Source organism: Nonomuraea sp. B1E8 (assembly GCF_039871515.1).
GTDB lineage: Bacteria > Actinomycetota > Actinomycetes > Streptosporangiales > Streptosporangiaceae > Nonomuraea.
The window spans coordinates 572216-587801 of the sequence record NZ_JBDPLS010000003.1 but is presented as its reverse complement, the minus strand read 5'-3'; the positions used below and the strand labels follow the sequence as shown (position 1 = coordinate 587801).

The window sequence follows — 15586 nt, the reverse complement described above, 5'->3', positions numbered from 1 at the left end:
TCAGGCCTTCGCGCGGCCCTGGATCGACCTGCGCCGGAACGTCTTCGCGCTCGCCCGGTGCACCATGGCCTTGATCAGGCCGAACAGCGCCCCGTGCAGGGCCGCGGCGACCAGGATCTCCGTCAGGTCGCGTTCGAGGTCCTCGGCGTCGGGCGAGTCGTCCTCGCCCGCGGCCCACTTCCACATCCGGCGGAACAACAGGGTCGCCAGCGCGCCGCTGAGCACGCCCATCCCCAGCGAGGTGGCCTTCTGTACAGGGTGCATCTCCGTCTCCTCACGACGGTTTCGCCGTGCCCCGTGTGCGTGTCTTAAACGCGTCTCAGCCGAGCCACCCGGGTGAGAGGTCAGGGGGACGAGCGCATCAGCCCGTGACAGGCGATGGCCGCGGCCGCCACGACGTTCAGGGAGTCGACCCCGGCGGCCATGGCCTCGGCGCTCATGGGGATGCACACCGCCTGGTCGGCCTCCTCCAGCCAGTGGGACGAGAGCCCGTCGCCCTCGGCGCCCAGCAGCAGCGCCACCCGGCCCGCGGCCTTGACCTCGTCTATGGGGACGGCGGTCTGGTCCGGGGTCAGGGCCAGGGTCTGGCAGCCCGCCTCCCGCAGGTGCGCGAGCCCTTCGAACCAGTCGTCCATCCGCGCGTACGGGATCGAGAAGACCGCACCCATCGACACCTTGACCGCCCTGCGGTAGAGCGGGTCCGCGCACCGGGGCGACAGGATGACGCCGTCCACGCCGAGCGCCGCCGCCGACCTGAAGATCGCCCCGACGTTGGAGTGGTCGACCAGGTCCTCCAGCACGAGCAGGCGCCGGCCGCCCCGCTTGAGCAGGGTTTCGACGCCGGGCAGTGGCAGGCGTCCCATCGAGGCCAGTGCCCCGCGGTGGACCTGGAAGCCGGCGATGCCGGACATGATCTCGTCGCTCACCACGTAGACGGTGGCGTCGCCGAGCACGTCCTCCAGCGGCGCCAGCCAGCGGCGGGTGGTCAGGACCGAGCGGATCGGGTAGCCGGCGCCGATGGCGCGCCTGATGACCTTTTCGCCTTCGGCGAGGAACAGCCCGCGCTCGGCCTCCAGGCTCTTGCGCAGTTCCACGTCCCTGAGCCGGGTGTAGTCGCTCAGGCGCGGGTCGTCGGGGTCGGTGACGTACTCAAGCACCTTCCGATACTGCCATGCGCCGTCTGACCTGCCAGACCGCCACGTAGCAGGTGAGGACGAGGCACAGGCCGATCAGGGTGCCCGTGCCCGTCTTGGTGAGCACGCTGGCAACGCCCAGTTCCGGGCTCGGTTCGTCCACGAGCGGCCACAGGAGGGCGCCCGCCACCGTGCCCGCCGCGCACGTGGTCAGGACCGCCCACCGCGTGCGCGGGGAGATCCGCAGGCGGCCGGGCACCGGTTCGGCGGGCATCCTGGACAGCCCGCGCCGGCCCCACCACACGACGACGGCCAGCCCGATCGCGGAGGAGACGTACTGCAGGAGGCGGAAGAGCGGGATCTCGCCGAAGAGGGGGTCTCCGAGCCGGCCGCCCCATTCCACGACCCCGGTGGAGTGGGTGAAGGAGTCCCAGAGCACGTGAGAGGCGGCGCCGATCACCGCGCCCGCGGCGATCGGCAGGAGCCTGAGCCGTTCGGGAGCCAGCAGCGCGGCGCGGCCGGCGAGCGCGGCGGGCAGGAGGGCGACCAGCGGGTCCCTGAACACGACGTGGAAGAGCGGCAGCAGCACGAGCACCGCGGCGAGGTCGAGAGTGACCACGCCCGACCAGGAGTGCCAGTCGGTGTAGTCGGGCAGGTACGGCAGGAACAGCGGCAGGTCGGGCACCATGGCACCCAGCGCGAGCGCCCACGGGTCGGCGAACCTGCGCACCCGGGACGATGCCAGCAGCGGCACCACCGCGGCCATGTGACTGGGCGTGAACGGCAATCGTCTCCCCCCATCTGACGATCTTCGTCCATTATGTGCCGATCCTTGAACATCCTTTGCCCCCACGATCTAAAGTTACCGAGAGTAGTGGGTACGGTACGTAGCGCTGTCGACGGCCGGATAGCCGGGAATTCGGGGGTTCATGGTGCCTGACCAGCGGATTCGTACGCATCCGGCCGCGTCAGCAGACTGGTTGCGCGCCGCTCGCGCGGCTCGCACACTCTCGGTGGCTACGCTCGTCTGGCTGGGCGTGGAAAGCACGCTCGGCCTGGCGGCGGGCCTCGTGGCACACTCCGTCGCGCTGATCGGGTGGGGCCTGTGCGCCGTCATGGAGGCGGCGGCCAGCATGATCGTGGTGTGGCGGTTCACCGGCGCCCGCACGCTGTCGCCGAGCGCGGAGACCACCGCCAGGCGGGCGGTGGCGGTGAGCTTCTGGCTGCTCGCGCCCTATCTGGTCATCCACGTGGCGTACGACCTGGGGGCGGGGCACCGGGCGGTGCCGAGCGTCCTGGGGATCGTGGTGACGGCGGTCAGCCTGGTCAGCATGCCGCTGCTGGGCATCGCCAAGCGGCGGCTCGGCGCGCGGCTGGCGTCGCCGTCGACGGCGGGCGAGGGCACGCAGAACCTCATCTGCGCCGCCATGGCGGCGGGCGTGCTCGCCGGATTGTGGCTCAACACGATCGGCTGGTGGTGGGTCGACCCGGCCGTCGCGGTCGCTCTGGCGGTGGTCGCCCTACGCGAGGGAAGGCGCGCCTGGCGCGGTCACGCATGCTGCCATTGATGGCAACACACCGTAATTGTCGCACCAAAAGGGCTGTTTAACCACACTGACCGCACCGAGTATCGTTCCCGGAGTATTGCGGAGCTTCTCCCGCTAGGGTCTCCGGAAGGTTCCTACACACCTAAGAGGGCATCGTGGGGCGACACCGCACAGACGATCTCGACGGCGGATACAGAGCCAGCGAACCTCCACCCCCGCGCAAACGCTCCGGCAACGGTCGCGGCAGGGTGCTCGTGCCGCTGGCGGGCGCCGTCGCGATGGCCGTGCTCCTCGGCGTCGCCGCGTTCGTCATCTTCAACAGGAACCACGACTGCTCCAGCGGCAAGCTGCCGCTGCGCGTCGTCGCGACCCCCGACATCCACCCCGCGCTCAACAAGATCGCCGGCAACTACAACAAGGCCATGCACTCGATCGACAGCAAGTGCGTCGAGGTGACGGTGGCCAAGCAGGCGGCGGCGAAGACCGCGAACGCGCTGGCCGCGGGCAAGGTGCCGGCCGACTTCTGGGTGGCCGACTCCAGCCTGCTGATGGAGAGCATGCGCCAGACCTCGGGAGGCAAGGCGCTGCCGCAGGTCGAGGGGTCGATCGCGACCTCACCCGTGGTGCTTGCGGCGGCCGAGTCGGCCGCGCAGAAGCTCACCGGCACCCTGCAGCCGAGCTGGAGCGCGATGATCGCGGCGGCGAACGTCGCGAACGTGGACGGGCCCGGCAAGAAGGTACGCGTGCTGGCCCTCGACCCCCAGAAGAACTCCGCCGGGCTGACCGCCCTGCTGGCCGCCGCCGGCACGGCCAGGGAGGCCAAGCAGGACAAGGCGCTCGTGGGCGCGCTGAAGGAGCTGTCCGGCCAGCTCGCGCCCGACTCGACGGCGCTGCTGGCCAGCCTCACGGTGAAGTCCACCAGGGTGCCCGTCGGGGTGACCTCCGAGCAGGCCATCCACGCCCACAACGCGAAGAGGCCGGAGGCGCCGGTGGTGGCGCTCTATCCGAAGGAGGGCACGCTCAGCCTCGACTACCCCGTCACGATCCTGGCCAAGGACCCGGCGGTGCTGAAGGCGGCGGCGGACTTCAAGCAGAACCTGACGACGGAGTCGGCCGGGAAGATCCTGCGCGCCGCCGGGTTCCGCGGCACCGACGGCAAGGCGGGCGACGCGCTGTCGGAGGAGAAGGGCTTCACCCCTGACCCGCCGACCGCGCTGGAGCCGCCCGACACCGCGACCGTGGCCAGGATGGTGCAGACCTGGTCGAGGCTGAACCTCGGCTCCCGGCTGCTCACCCTGCTCGACGTCTCGGGAACGATGGCGCTGCCCGTGCCCGGCACGAACATGACCCGCATGCAGGCCATCAACAAGATCGCGACCGAGGGGCTCGGGCTCTTCCCCGCCGACTCCGAGGTGGGTCTGTGGACGTTCTCCACGCATCTGGACGGACGGGACAAGGACTGGAAGGAACTCGTCTCCGTCGGGCCGCTCACCGAGTCGATCGACGGGGCGCTGCGCAAGGAGGCGCTGGCCACGACGTTCTCCCAGATCCAGGCGAAGCCCACGGGCGACACCGGGCTGAACGACACGATCAGGGCCGCCTACGCGGAGCTGACCAAGACGTTCCGGCATGACAAGATCAACACGCTGCTGATCCTCACGGACGGCGCCGGCAACGACGATCCCGACGGCGGCGTCGAGAACGCCGAGATCCTGCGGTACCTGAAGAAGACCTACAACCCGAAGCGGCCCATCAGCATCCTGCTCATCGCGTTCGGCCCGGAGGCCGAGAAGGGCAAGCGGCAGATGGACGCGCTGGCCAAGGCCACGGGTGGCGAGGCGTACATCGCCAAGGACATCCTGCAGGTCCGCGACTTCTTCCTGCAGGGCATGGAGCGCCGCCTCTGCTCCCCCAACTGCGACGGCTGAGCCCGCGAGGGAGTGCCGTCGTCTGGAGGAGCGGCGGGAGCGCAGCGACCAGAGCGGGGGAAGACGGCGGCATCAGGCGACCGAGCCCGCCGAACGGAGTGAGGCCATGAACCCGCGAGGGAGTGCCGTCGTCTGGAGGAGCGGCGGGAGCGCAGCGACCAGAGCGGGGGAAGACGGCGGCATCGGGCGACCGAGCCCGCCTCCACGAAGTGGAGGCCATAAGCACGCCCATAACCGTTCGGCATGGGGGGCGAACCGGGCTGAAGAGGGCGGCGTCCTCTCCGCGTGGGGCCGAGTGGCCCGTACGACCCGCGGGGAGGGAATCCGTGCCTGGATGGCCGAGCGTCGACCGTACCGACGATCAGGAGCTCGTTGAGGCTCTGCGGCGCGCGGACACCGATGCCCCCGCCAGGCTGTACGACTCCTACGGCGAGCGGCTGCACGACTACGCCTGCTCGCTCATCGAGGAGCGAGAGGTCGCCGGGGACGCCGTGCACGACGCGCTCGTCACCGCGCAGGGATGCGTGGACCGGCTGAAGGAGCCCGCCCGGCTGCGGGCCTGGCTGTACGCGCTGGCCCGGTTCCAGGCGCAGGCCAGGATGTCGCACCGGAGCGGCACCCCTGTGGAGGGCCTGCCGCTGCCGGAGCCCGGCGAGCATGACGACCCCGAACTGGCCGATCTGGTCCACGAGACGCTGGGCGAGCTGAGCAGGAACGAGCGCGAGGTCCTGGTGCTGTCGCTGCGCCACGGACTGACCCCGGCCGAGGTGGGCGCGGTGCTCGGGCTGACCTCGCGCCAGGTGACCGCCAGGCTGGGCCGCGCGCGCGACCACCTGGAGAACGCCGCCGCCGCCGTGGTGCTGGCGAGGACCGGGCGGGCGCACTGTCCTGACCTGTCGGCGATGGTGGACTCGTGGGAGGGGCCGCTCACCCCGCTGCTGCGCCGGCGGTTGTCGGGGCACATCGGCGGGTGCGAGGTGTGCACCGAGGGCCGGCACCGGCAGATCTCGGCCCTTCGGCTGCTGGACATGGTGCCGGTCGTGTTCGCGCCGCTGTCGCTGCGCCGCCGGGTGGTCGACACGTGCGTCAACCCGGAGCGCGACCAGACCCGTACGTTGATCACCGATCGCGGCGACAGCTTCGACCGGACGGGGTTCCCCGTGGGTGTGGAGGGCCGCTCGCGCCGGCGCAGGCCGCGCCGGTCGGCGCCGGTGGTGCTGGCCGGGGCCTGCCTGCTGGCCGCGACGGGCGCCGTGGTCGTGATCAACGGCCGGGACGTCTCCAGCGGCACCGTGCTGCCGCCGGCGCCCTCCCCCGCGCTCTCCGTGGCGCAGAGCCCCGCTCCTGAGCCCGTTCTGGAGGAGGACGAGGACGAGCCGACGCCCTCGCCGACGCCGACCCCGAGCGCGACCCGGCCGGACAGGCGCACGCCGAGCGGGCGGCCGGTCGCCGCGCGGCCCCGCACCAGGCCCGCGCCCGCTCCGACCGCCTCCCGGCGCAGGCCCGCGCCCGGCCCGCGGCTCGTCGCGTCGTGCCCGGACGGGACGGACGGCCTGGCCAGGATCGGGCTCAGTGCCCGCAACGCCCCGGTCTCCTGGGTGGCCACCGCCTCGCAGGGCCTGGATGTGCACCCGGCGAGCGGGTCCATCAAGGCGGGCGGCTCCGTGCGGGTGGTGGTGACGGCCATCGACCCGACGGTGTCCGGCAGCGGCCGCGTCGCCTTCACCTCGAACGGCGGCACCAGATCCTGCTCGATGTCCTGGGTGGCCGACCAGCGGCCGCCTGCCTCCGACGCGCCGGACGGCGATGTGCCCACGGACATCACCGAGCCTCCGGAGACGCCCACCGCCGGTGCGGAGAGCTCCTCCGTGGACACCATGGACGAGTGAACGGGTCATCGTCACGCCACGTGCTGGTAGATCGCCGATTACTCGACAATCGGGCATAATTCAGGCCCTGGCTCGAAGATCCCCGGCCTCATAGGGCATTCTGGTGTGCTTGGGAACCACTCCAGGGCCGATGAGCGCTTGACCATGTGCTGAAGTTCACATGAGAAATCTCAGCCTGCGGGTGAACCGGTCAGCGTCACCAAGCGTCGGCATTGACGTGCCAGGCGCCGATTGGTCCCATGAACTGCGATCAAACACGCTCCGACCAGGAAGATCAGGAGAAAACCAGGAGATGCTCAAGCACCGCAGAGCGCTGGCGTGGGTGCTGGCGTTCGCCTGCATAGCGGGGGCGATAGTCGCGTTGTTCGACATCGAGACACCGCTGCGCCCGTTCTTGATCTCCCTGTTCCTTCTGTTCGTTCCCGGGGCCGCAGTGGTGGGACTGTTGCGTGATCGTGATCCCCTTGCCGCACTATCAGTAGGGGCTGCCGCAAGTCTCGTACTCAACGTGCTTCTCGCGCAGGCCATGCTGCTGTTCAACGCATGGTCGCCGAGGGCCGGTGTGGCGACCGTCGCCGTGCTCGGAGGGTTCATGTACGTGCTTCGCGTGTTGTACCGGGGGAAGAGCATGCCGACCGAACAGGGGGCCAGGGCAAGGTGAACATCCAGGTAGTTCGGCCGGGAGACCTCGGAGACCCCGAACGCGCCCGGTGGCGGGAGCTGCAGAGGTCCGACCCGAGTCTGGACAACCCGTTCCTGTCCGTCGAGTTCGCCGTCGCGATGGACCGTTTGCGCGACTACGTGAGGGTGGCGGTCATCTCCGACGGCGCCGGCATCGCCGGCTTCTTCCCGTACGAACGGCACAGCTTCGGCATCGGCAAGCCGCTCGGCGGCTTCCTGACCACCTGCCACGGCCTGATCGCCACTCCGGAGCTGGAGCTCGACGCCAAGGCGCTGCTGCGAGCCTGCAAGCTCAGCGTGTTCGACTTCGACCATCTGGTGGCGGGGCAGCCCACCTTCGCCCCCTACGAGCAGGATGTCCGGCCCGCCCCGGTCATGGACTTCACCTCGGGATTCGAGGCCTGGATCGACCAGGTCAAGGCCAACTCGCCGAAGAACCTCAAGACCGTCCGCTACAAGGAGCGCAAGCTCGGCAGGGACCAGGGAGAGCTGCGCTTCGCGTGGACCTCCCCCGACCCCGAGGTGCTGCGCACCCTGCTGGCCTGGAAGTCGGACCAATACCGCAGGACCGGCCGGGTCGACAGGTTCGCCCAGCCGTGGATCGTCGAGCTGACCGAAATGATGCATGCCGAAAAGTCATCTGATTTCGGAGGCGTGCTCACCATGCTTTATGCGGGCGACGTTCCAGTTGCCGGACATTTCGGCCTCCGTACGGCCACCACGCTTGTAGGGTGGTTCCCCGCCTACGACACCGAGTTCGCCCGCTATTCGCCGGGCATCGTCCATCATCTCCAGATGGCCGAGGCCGCCGCGAACGACGGGCTGCACATGGTCGACATGGGCAAGGGCGGCAAGGAGTACAAAGACTGGCTCAAGAGCGGGGTCCTGTACGTCGCCGAAGGCCGCATCTCGAGACCGTCCGCGACCGCGGCGGTGCACTGGATCGGCCGAACTCCTTTCAACAAGGCCCGAACAATTGTCATGGACCGACCGTCTCTTTATAAGGCGGCCGACCGTGTCCTCAAGGGCTTTGGTCGGGTGCGCACCTCAGTGCAACAGCAGGAGTCACCCAATGTAGTCAAGGAAGCATCGGGAGCGGGCTGACCGCTCCCACCCCCGGCACCAGCACATACACCCTCACTCTCCACAGGACCCCCGATGCACCGCCCACCGGTTTCGTCATTCCCGCAGCACCCGGGGATGGCCTCGTCCGGTTCGCACGACGGGGTCCCGGCCGGAAGGATTTCCTCGCCATGAGTCCCGAGATAACCAAGCACAACGGCAAGATCCAGGCCGGACCCCTGCGGTCGATGCCGCCACCGTCGAGCTTCACGCCCGTGACGCCGCACCTGGCCATCTCCCCGACGGTCAGCGTGGTCGTGCCGGCGATGAACGAAGCCGAGAACCTGCCGCACGTCTTCGCCACCATCCCGCAGTGGGTCGACGAGATCGTGCTGGTCGACGGCAACTCCGTCGACGACACGGTCGCCGTGGCCAGGCGGCTGCGGCCCAACGTGAAGGTCGTGACCCAGACGGGCAAGGGCAAGGGCGACGCCCTGGCCGCCGGTTTCGCGGCGTGCACCTGCGACATCATCGTGATGATCGACGCCGACGGCTCGACCGACGGCCGCGAGATCATCAACTTCGTGGGCGCGCTGGTGACCGGCGCCGACTTCGTCAAGGGCTCGCGCTACGCCGCCGGCGGCGGCAGCGACGACCTGACGCTCAACCGCCGTCTGGGCAACAAGGTCCTCACGGGCATCGTCAACGTGATGTACCGCACCCAGTACACCGACCTGTGCTACGGCTACAACGCCTTCTGGGCGCGCCACCTCGACGTGCTCGACCTCGACTGCGACGGCTTCGAGGTGGAGACGCTGATGAACGTGCGCGCGGCCAAGGCCGGGCTGAAGGTGCACGAGGTGCCGAGTCACGAACGTAACCGCATCCACGGCGAGAGCAACCTGCACGTCGTACGAGATGGCTTCCGTGTGCTCAGGACCATCCTGAAGGAGTGGCGCCGCCAGCCCTCTCCGCCCCAGCCTGAGCCCACCGCCACTCCTGCCGCTGACCGAGGCGTCGCATAAAAAGGACCGTTGTGAACACGTCTGTTGTCATCTGCGTCTACACCGAGGACCGGTGGGAGGACATCAGGCAGGCAGTCGAGTCGGTCGAGAACCAGACCCGCCCGGCCCACGAGCTGATCCTGGTGGTCGACCACAACCCCGACCTGCACCTTAAGCTCAAGCGCGAATATCCACAGGCCATCGTGGTGGAGAACACGCACGAGCAGGGGTTGTCCGGAGGCAAGAACACCGGGGCGGCCACGGCCAACGGTGAGATCGTCGCGTTCCTCGACGACGACGCCGTCGCCGACGCCGGGTGGCTGGAGGCTTTGGAGGAGGGCTTCCAGGAACCCGGCGTGGTGGGCGTGGGCGGTCGCACCGACCCCCTGTGGGCGTCCGGCAGGCGGCCGCGGTGGTTCCCGTACGAGTTCGACTGGACGGTCGGCTGCACCTACCGCGGCATGCCCGCGGTCAGGGCGCCGATCCGCAACGTGATGGGCGGCAACGCCGCCTTCCTGCGCGACGTCGTGTCCGAGGTGGGCGGCTTCCACAGCGGCATCGGGCGCAGCGTGCAAGGGCGCAAGTCACGGCCGCTGGGCTGCGAGGAGACCGAGTTCTGCATCCGGCTCACCCAGCGCAGGCCCGGCTCCGTCATGTTGTTCGAACCGCGCGCGGTGATCGGGCACAAGGTGTCGAAGCAGCGCGAGGGCTTCGCCTACTTCCGGTCCAGGTGCTACGCGGAGGGCCTGTCGAAGGCCCTGGTGACGCAGGAGGTCGGCACCCAGGACGGGCTCGCCAGCGAGCGGGCGCACGCGATCAAGACGCTGCCGCTCGGCGCGCTGCGCGGGGTGGGCGAAGCCCTGCGGGGCGACCTGGGCGGGCTCGGCCGGGCCGCCGCGATCGTGATCGGGCTGGCCTGGACGACCTGGGGCTACGTGGTGGGCACGGCACGGCTGAAGGTGGCACGCTCATGATCCGCGTCCCGATCCTGATGTACCACTCGGTCACCGACAGCCCCAACGACGACACCAGGCCGCACGCGGTGCGGCCCTCCGACCTGGCCGAGCAGCTGGCCTACCTGTCGGAGAACGGCTTCACCCCGCTCACGCTCGGCGACCTGGTGGCCTCGCTCAACAAGAACAACGGCCGCTCGATGCCCGACAAGCCGGTCGTCGTGACCTTCGACGACGGCTACGCCGACTTCCACAGCCACGCGCTGCCGCTGCTCGAGCGCTACAACTTCCCCGCCACGGTCTTCCTGACCAGCGGCTGGGTGTCCGACGCGGGCGACGACGCGGCGGGCAGGCCGCTCGACGACATGTTGTCCTGGGGCCAGGCCCGCGAGGCCGCGCAGACCGGCATCGAGATCGGCGGCCACAGCCACAGCCACCCCCAGCTCGACCAGCTCCGCACCGAGGATCTTCGGCAGGAGCTGCGCAGGAACAAGGGCCTGCTGGAGGAGAAGATCGGCGCGCCGGTCGCCACCATGGCCTACCCCTACGGCTACTCCAGCGCCCGCGTACGCCGCGAGGTGCGCAAGGCCGGCTACTTCGCCGCCTGCGCCGTCAGCAACACGATCGCCGCGGACCGGCACGACATGCTGGCCATCCCCCGGTTGACGGTCGGCAAGGGCACGACCATCAACATGTTCAAGCGCGCCGTCGAAGGCACCGCCGTACCTCTCATCTACATGCGCGAGCGCATCCTCACCAAGGGCTACGCCGTCGTGCGCAGGACGAGGTACGGGCTGCAACGGGTGCGCGGCAATGTCTAGGGTCTGGGGACGGATCCTCGTCGACCTGCGCAACCCGCTGTTCCGGCAGGGTTACGCGCTCATGGCGAACACCGTCATCACCGGTGTGCTCGGCATGGGCTACTGGCTGCTGGCCGCCCACTACTACACCCCCGACGAGTTCGGCCGCGGCCAGGCGGTGATCACGGCGATGCGGTTGTTCGCGTCGCTGGTCGCGCTCGGGTTCGTCGGAGCGCTCGCCCGCTACCTGCCGGTGGCCGGCCGCCGCACGCCCGAGCTCATCCTGCGCGGGTACGGCCTGGCCGCCGCCACGGGCGGGGTCGCCGCGGTCGGTTTCCTGCTGACGCTCCCCCTGTGGGGCGAGACCTATTCGGTGCTGGCCGGGTTCGGGCCGGGGCTGTTCTTCCTGGGGTCCGTGGTGGTGTGGGCGGTGTTCACCCTCCAGGACGTCGTGCTGACCGGCCTGCGCAGGGCCCCGTTCGTCCCGCTGAACAACCTGATCTTCGGCCTGGTCAAGATGGGGCTGCTGGTCGCGCTCGCCGGCGCGCTGCCCTCCGGCGGCATCTTCGTCTCCTGGGTCGTCCCGACCGCCCTCGCACTGATCCCGATCAACTTCCTGATCTTCGGCGTCGTGGTGCCCCGGCACACCAGGCAGGCCGGCGCGGAGCTGCAGCCTCCTCGTCTGCGCGAAATTGGAAGGTTCCTGGCGGGCGACTTCCCCGGGACGCTGTCGATCCTGGCCATCGTCTACCTGGTGCCCGTGGTGATCGCCACCCAGGTGGGCGAGGCCACGTTCGGGCGTTTCTCGATGGCGCACACCCTGGCCAGCATGATCGAGCTGCTGGCCATGAACATGGCGGTGTCGCTGACCGTCGAGGGCTCGTTCGACCGGTCCCAGCTGGCGGAGAACTGCCGGCGGGCGTTGCGGCGCGCCTTCATGATCGTCATTCCGATCATCACGGTGGCGATCGCCGGGGCGCCGCTCATCCTGACCATCTTCGGGCCCGCCTTCGCCGAGGAGGGCACGACGCTGCTGCGGCTCATGGCGCTCGCCGTACTGCCCCGGGTGCTGATCGAGGTCTATCTGAGCGCGCTGCGCGCCCAGAGCAGGGCGCGCACGCTGGCCGTCGTCCAGATCGGGCTGGCCGTCCTGGTGCTGGTGTCCACGCTCGCGCTGTTCCCCTTCGCCGGGGTGAACGCGGTGGGATACGGTCTGCTGGCCAGCGAGCTCCTCGTTGCGCTGTTGATCTTCGGAAATCTGCGTAAGATTCTCGGATTCGGCGATACAGGTCGACCGGCTGTCACTCAGGGGTCGTCCGGGACCGCATGATGGTCAACGCGAGACAACGGGACAGCAATGGCGTGACACCGGGGACCACGGGCTCCCCGGATGCGCGCGGGGACAAGGAGGACTCAGACGTGCCCTTCGATCCGGAGGCTACCGGGATCATCCCGAAGCTGACGTTCGAGCCCCCTGGTGAGGGCTCCGGCACGTCTGAGGAGACCGAGGCGGAAGCCGCTGAGGGCGCCGCCGAGCCCGGCTCCGAGCGCACCACGGCCATCCGCCTCCCGGTGACACCTCCGCCGGGGAAGGGCGACGGGGGCTCCTCACCGGAGACCGCCCCGACCAGCCCGGGGCTCCGCCCCCCACCCGCCGCCGACACCCAGCCACCCGGCGGCTCCCAACCGTCCGGAGCGCAACCCTCCGGAGGAACGCAACCGTCCGCGGGTTCGCAGTCGTCCGCGGGTTCGCAGTCGTCCGGCGGTTCCCAGTCGTCCGGCGGTTCCCAGTCGTCCGGCGGTTCCCAGTCGTCCGGCGGTTCCCAGTCGTCCGGCGGTTCCCAGTCGTCCGGCGGTTCCCAGTCGTCCGGCGGTTCCCAGTCGTCCGGCGGTTCGCAGGCTTCCGGAGGGACGAAACCGACCGGCGGCGCACGGGCCTCCGGGGGGACCCGACCGGCCGGCACGGCGCAGGCCGCCGCCCCACCGGCCGGTGGGGCTAAGCCCGGAACTCACGGCGGAAACCCGGGTAGCACAGCGCCGCCCGTCACAGACGGCCCTCACACCGGCAACCCGAACAGCGGAGCACCGCCCACAGCCGGAAGCCCTCACACCGGCAACCCGAGCACCGCAGCGCCGCCCGCCACTGGCCCTGCCATGGGAAGTCCTCACCCCGGGAATACGAACAGCGGAGCACCGCCCGCGGCGGGGAACTCTCGCACCGGCAACCCGAACATCGCAGGGCCGCCCGCGGCGGGGAGTCCACCCGGCGGGAATCCGAACGCTGGAGCGCCGCCCGCTGCGGGGAGCCCACACGCCGGAGGGCCCGGCGGGGGGCCGCCGTACGGGCACGGGGGCGTGGCGCAGGAGGCGCCGCCGCAGGGTCCGGCTGGAGGGCCGGTCGCGCAGTTGCAGGCGCCGACGGGACCGCAGTCGCTGAGAACCCGGGTCAGAGCTCTGATCGCCAGCGCGCCCCGGTGGCTGCCCGTGGTGCTGGTCCTCGAGGGCCTGCTCATGTTCGTCCTCGCCGTCAAGGTGTCCCCGGGGCCGCTGCGGGGTGTGGACCCGGCCGACATCGACGGTCTCGGGCTGATCTCGGCGCTCCCGGTCACCGCGTTCCTGGCGATCCTGATCATGATCGTGTCGTTCTTCGTCACGGTCGCCCAGAGCACCGACCGCAAGTTCCTGCTGCTGTTCCAGATCGCCGCGATCGCGTTCGCCCTGCACGGCGTCGGGTCGCTCGTGGCGGACGAGCCGCGGTTCCCCACGGCGTACATCCATGCCGGTTTCGTGGAGTTCATCAGCAGGACGGGCGAGACGGCGATCGGCATCGACGCCCGCATGGGCTGGCCGGGCTTCTTCGCGTTGTTCGCGTTCGTGACGAAGGCCGCCGGCATCAGCGACATGACGACGATCCTGCAGTGGACGCCGCTCCTGTCGAACCTGCTCTACCTGCTGCCGTTCGTGCTGATCCTGCGCCAGGTGGTGGCGACCACGCGGGCGCGGTGGTTCGCGGCGCTGCTGTTCGTGCTGGTGCAGTGGATCGGGCAGGACTACTTCTCGCCGCAGGGCTTCACGTTCGCCCTGTATCTGGCGTACGTGGCGATCCTGCTGCGATGGTTCGGGCGGGTGGAGCCGCGGACCAGGCCGATCGCCCCGAAGGGCGTGCGCAAGCTGCTCGGCAGGCTGGACGCGATGACGCCGGGCGAGCTGGCCAACACCGGCACCTACCGGGCCGACAAGCTGCTCATGCTGATGATGTTGATGGCGCTGTTCATCGCGTCGGTGGCCTCGCACCAGATCACGCCGTTCATGATGCTCGGCGTGCTGACGGCGTTCCTGCTGGTGAAGCGGACCTCGCTGACGTGGGGGCTGCCGTTCTTCCTCGGGCTCGTGGTGGCGGCCTGGATCAGCTACATGACGGTGGGCTTCTGGGCGAGCCAGATCGACACGATCTTCGGTGGTCTGGGCAACGTCCTGTCCAACCTGCGCAGCAACACCGGCGACCGGATCGAGGGCACCGATCCCGCCCACGCGATGGTGCTGCAGGCCCGCCTCGGCATCCTGGTGGTGATCCTCGGGCTGGCGGCGGCCGGGTTGTTCCGAAGGCTGCGGCGCGGGGTGTTCGACAGGTCGGCGCTGATCCTGCTCTGCGTGCCCGTGCTGGCGCTGGGGCTGCAGAACTACGGCGGCGAGATCGGGCTGCGCATCTACATGTTCGCGCTGCCCGGCGCGTGCCTGCTGGCCGCGTACGCGTTCTTCCCCAACCTGCCGGCCGACAGCGCCGACGTGCGCGAGGAGACCGTGCCGCTGCGCAAGCGGAACGTGCGCTTCAACCCCGAGCTGACCAGGAAGATCTCGGTCGTGCTCGCGGCGTGCTTCGCGGTGTTGTTCGCGATGGCGTTCCTGCTGGCGAGGTACGGCAACGAGAAGTTCGAGCGGGTGACCACCGGCGAGGTGGCGGCCCTGCACTACGTCTACGACCACGACAAGCCCAGCGCGCGGGTGCTCTATCTGGTGCCCAAGCTGGGGCCGGAGGTCACGCCGACCCTGCCGTGGGGCGAGCGCGACGTCGAGTTGGTCGCCTTCAACGAGCAGGCGCTCGTGCACAAGGATCCGACGAAGATCGCCGACGCGGTGAAGGCGCTGCAGGGGCAGCCGCGTAACTCGTACCTGATAGTGAGCACCGGCCAGGTGAGCTACCTGCAGCTCAACGAGGGTTATCCGGCGGACTGGGGAGAGAAGTTCCGCGCGGCGCTGGACGCCTCGCCCCATCTGAAACGGGTGTACTCCAACGACGACGCGGCGCTCTACACCTGGAAGAAGTTCGTCAGGGGGACGGAGATCCCCGAGCCGAACCCCTACAAGGGCCGCGGCGACCCCACCTCGCCGTGGACGCCGGTGGGCATCGGGGCGCTGATCGTGACGTGGGTGGCGCTGCTCGGCTACGAGATCATCCGCCTGAACGGCCCCAACCGGGCGCGCAGGACGCGCAAACGGCTGTTGTTCCTGGCGGTCCCGGCGTTCGTGGTGGCCATCGCGGTGATCATCGAACGGTTCATCCACATCGCACAAAATAACTAACTTCCCAG

General features: G+C 69.7%; 13 protein-coding genes. 10 read left to right on the top strand and 3 right to left on the bottom strand.

Annotation, left to right across the window (positions count from 1 at the left end; genetic code table 11):
* The 3 genes from ABGA98_RS14585 to ABGA98_RS14575 form a co-directional block, all read right to left on the bottom strand.
* A complete protein-coding gene (locus tag ABGA98_RS14585; RefSeq protein WP_347618788.1) occupies nt 1-264 on the bottom strand; it encodes a DUF4235 domain-containing protein in 264 nt (87 codons plus the stop codon).
* Between the two features lie 80 nt (nt 265-344).
* The gene (locus ABGA98_RS14580) at nt 345-1157 is read right to left on the bottom strand and encodes an RNA methyltransferase (RefSeq protein WP_347618787.1); all 813 of its coding nucleotides are present in this window, start codon (nt 1155-1157) and stop codon (nt 345-347) included.
* A complete protein-coding gene (locus ABGA98_RS14575; RefSeq protein WP_347618786.1) occupies nt 1150-1920 on the bottom strand; it encodes a DUF4184 family protein in 771 nt (256 codons plus the stop codon). Before ABGA98_RS14575 ends, ABGA98_RS14580 begins: the two co-directional genes overlap by 8 nt.
* 226 nt (nt 1921-2146) lie before the next feature.
* Here ABGA98_RS14575 and ABGA98_RS14570 point away from each other — a divergent pair, with 226 nt between their 5' ends.
* The 10 genes from ABGA98_RS14570 to ABGA98_RS14525 all read left to right on the top strand — a co-directional run bounded on the left by ABGA98_RS14570 (nt 2147) and on the right by ABGA98_RS14525 (nt 15578).
* Nucleotides 2147-2701, top strand: a complete 555-nt coding sequence (locus tag ABGA98_RS14570; RefSeq protein WP_347618785.1) for a cation transporter — start codon at nt 2147-2149, stop codon at nt 2699-2701.
* A 134-nt stretch (nt 2702-2835) separates the two neighbouring features.
* A complete protein-coding gene (locus ABGA98_RS14565; RefSeq protein ID WP_347618784.1) occupies nt 2836-4608 on the top strand; it encodes a substrate-binding domain-containing protein in 1773 nt (590 codons plus the stop codon).
* A 326-nt stretch (nt 4609-4934) separates the two neighbouring features.
* The gene (locus ABGA98_RS14560; RefSeq protein WP_347618783.1) at nt 4935-6497 is read left to right on the top strand and encodes a sigma-70 family RNA polymerase sigma factor; all 1563 of its coding nucleotides are present in this window, start codon (nt 4935-4937) and stop codon (nt 6495-6497) included.
* Between the two features lie 292 nt (nt 6498-6789).
* Nucleotides 6790-7158 carry a hypothetical protein gene (locus ABGA98_RS14555; protein ID WP_347618782.1) on the top strand — a complete coding sequence of 123 codons (369 nt, stop codon included), beginning with the start codon at nt 6790-6792 and terminating at the stop codon, nt 7156-7158.
* Nucleotides 7155-8282: a GNAT family N-acetyltransferase gene (locus ABGA98_RS14550; protein ID WP_347618781.1), complete on the top strand. Its 1128-nt coding sequence runs from the start codon at nt 7155-7157 to the stop codon at nt 8280-8282. The genes ABGA98_RS14555 and ABGA98_RS14550 overlap by 4 nt, the downstream gene beginning before the upstream one ends.
* 149 nt (nt 8283-8431) lie before the next feature.
* The gene (locus ABGA98_RS14545) at nt 8432-9265 is read left to right on the top strand and encodes a glycosyltransferase family 2 protein (RefSeq protein WP_347618779.1); all 834 of its coding nucleotides are present in this window, start codon (nt 8432-8434) and stop codon (nt 9263-9265) included.
* 11 nt (nt 9266-9276) lie between these two features.
* Nucleotides 9277-10218 (top strand): glycosyltransferase family 2 protein, encoded by a 942-nt coding sequence (locus ABGA98_RS14540; RefSeq protein WP_347618778.1) that lies wholly within the window; start codon nt 9277-9279, stop codon nt 10216-10218.
* Nucleotides 10215-11018: a polysaccharide deacetylase family protein gene (locus ABGA98_RS14535; protein ID WP_347618777.1), complete on the top strand. Its 804-nt coding sequence runs from the start codon at nt 10215-10217 to the stop codon at nt 11016-11018. The genes ABGA98_RS14540 and ABGA98_RS14535 overlap by 4 nt, the downstream gene beginning before the upstream one ends.
* On the top strand, nt 11011-12327 hold the full coding sequence (locus ABGA98_RS14530; protein WP_347618776.1) for a hypothetical protein: 1317 nt from the start codon (nt 11011-11013) through the stop codon (nt 12325-12327). The genes ABGA98_RS14535 and ABGA98_RS14530 overlap by 8 nt, the downstream gene beginning before the upstream one ends.
* A gap of 1025 nt (nt 12328-13352) precedes the next feature.
* The gene (locus ABGA98_RS14525) at nt 13353-15578 is read left to right on the top strand and encodes a hypothetical protein (protein ID WP_347618775.1); all 2226 of its coding nucleotides are present in this window, start codon (nt 13353-13355) and stop codon (nt 15576-15578) included.
* Nucleotides 15579-15586: the final 8 nt, after the last annotated feature.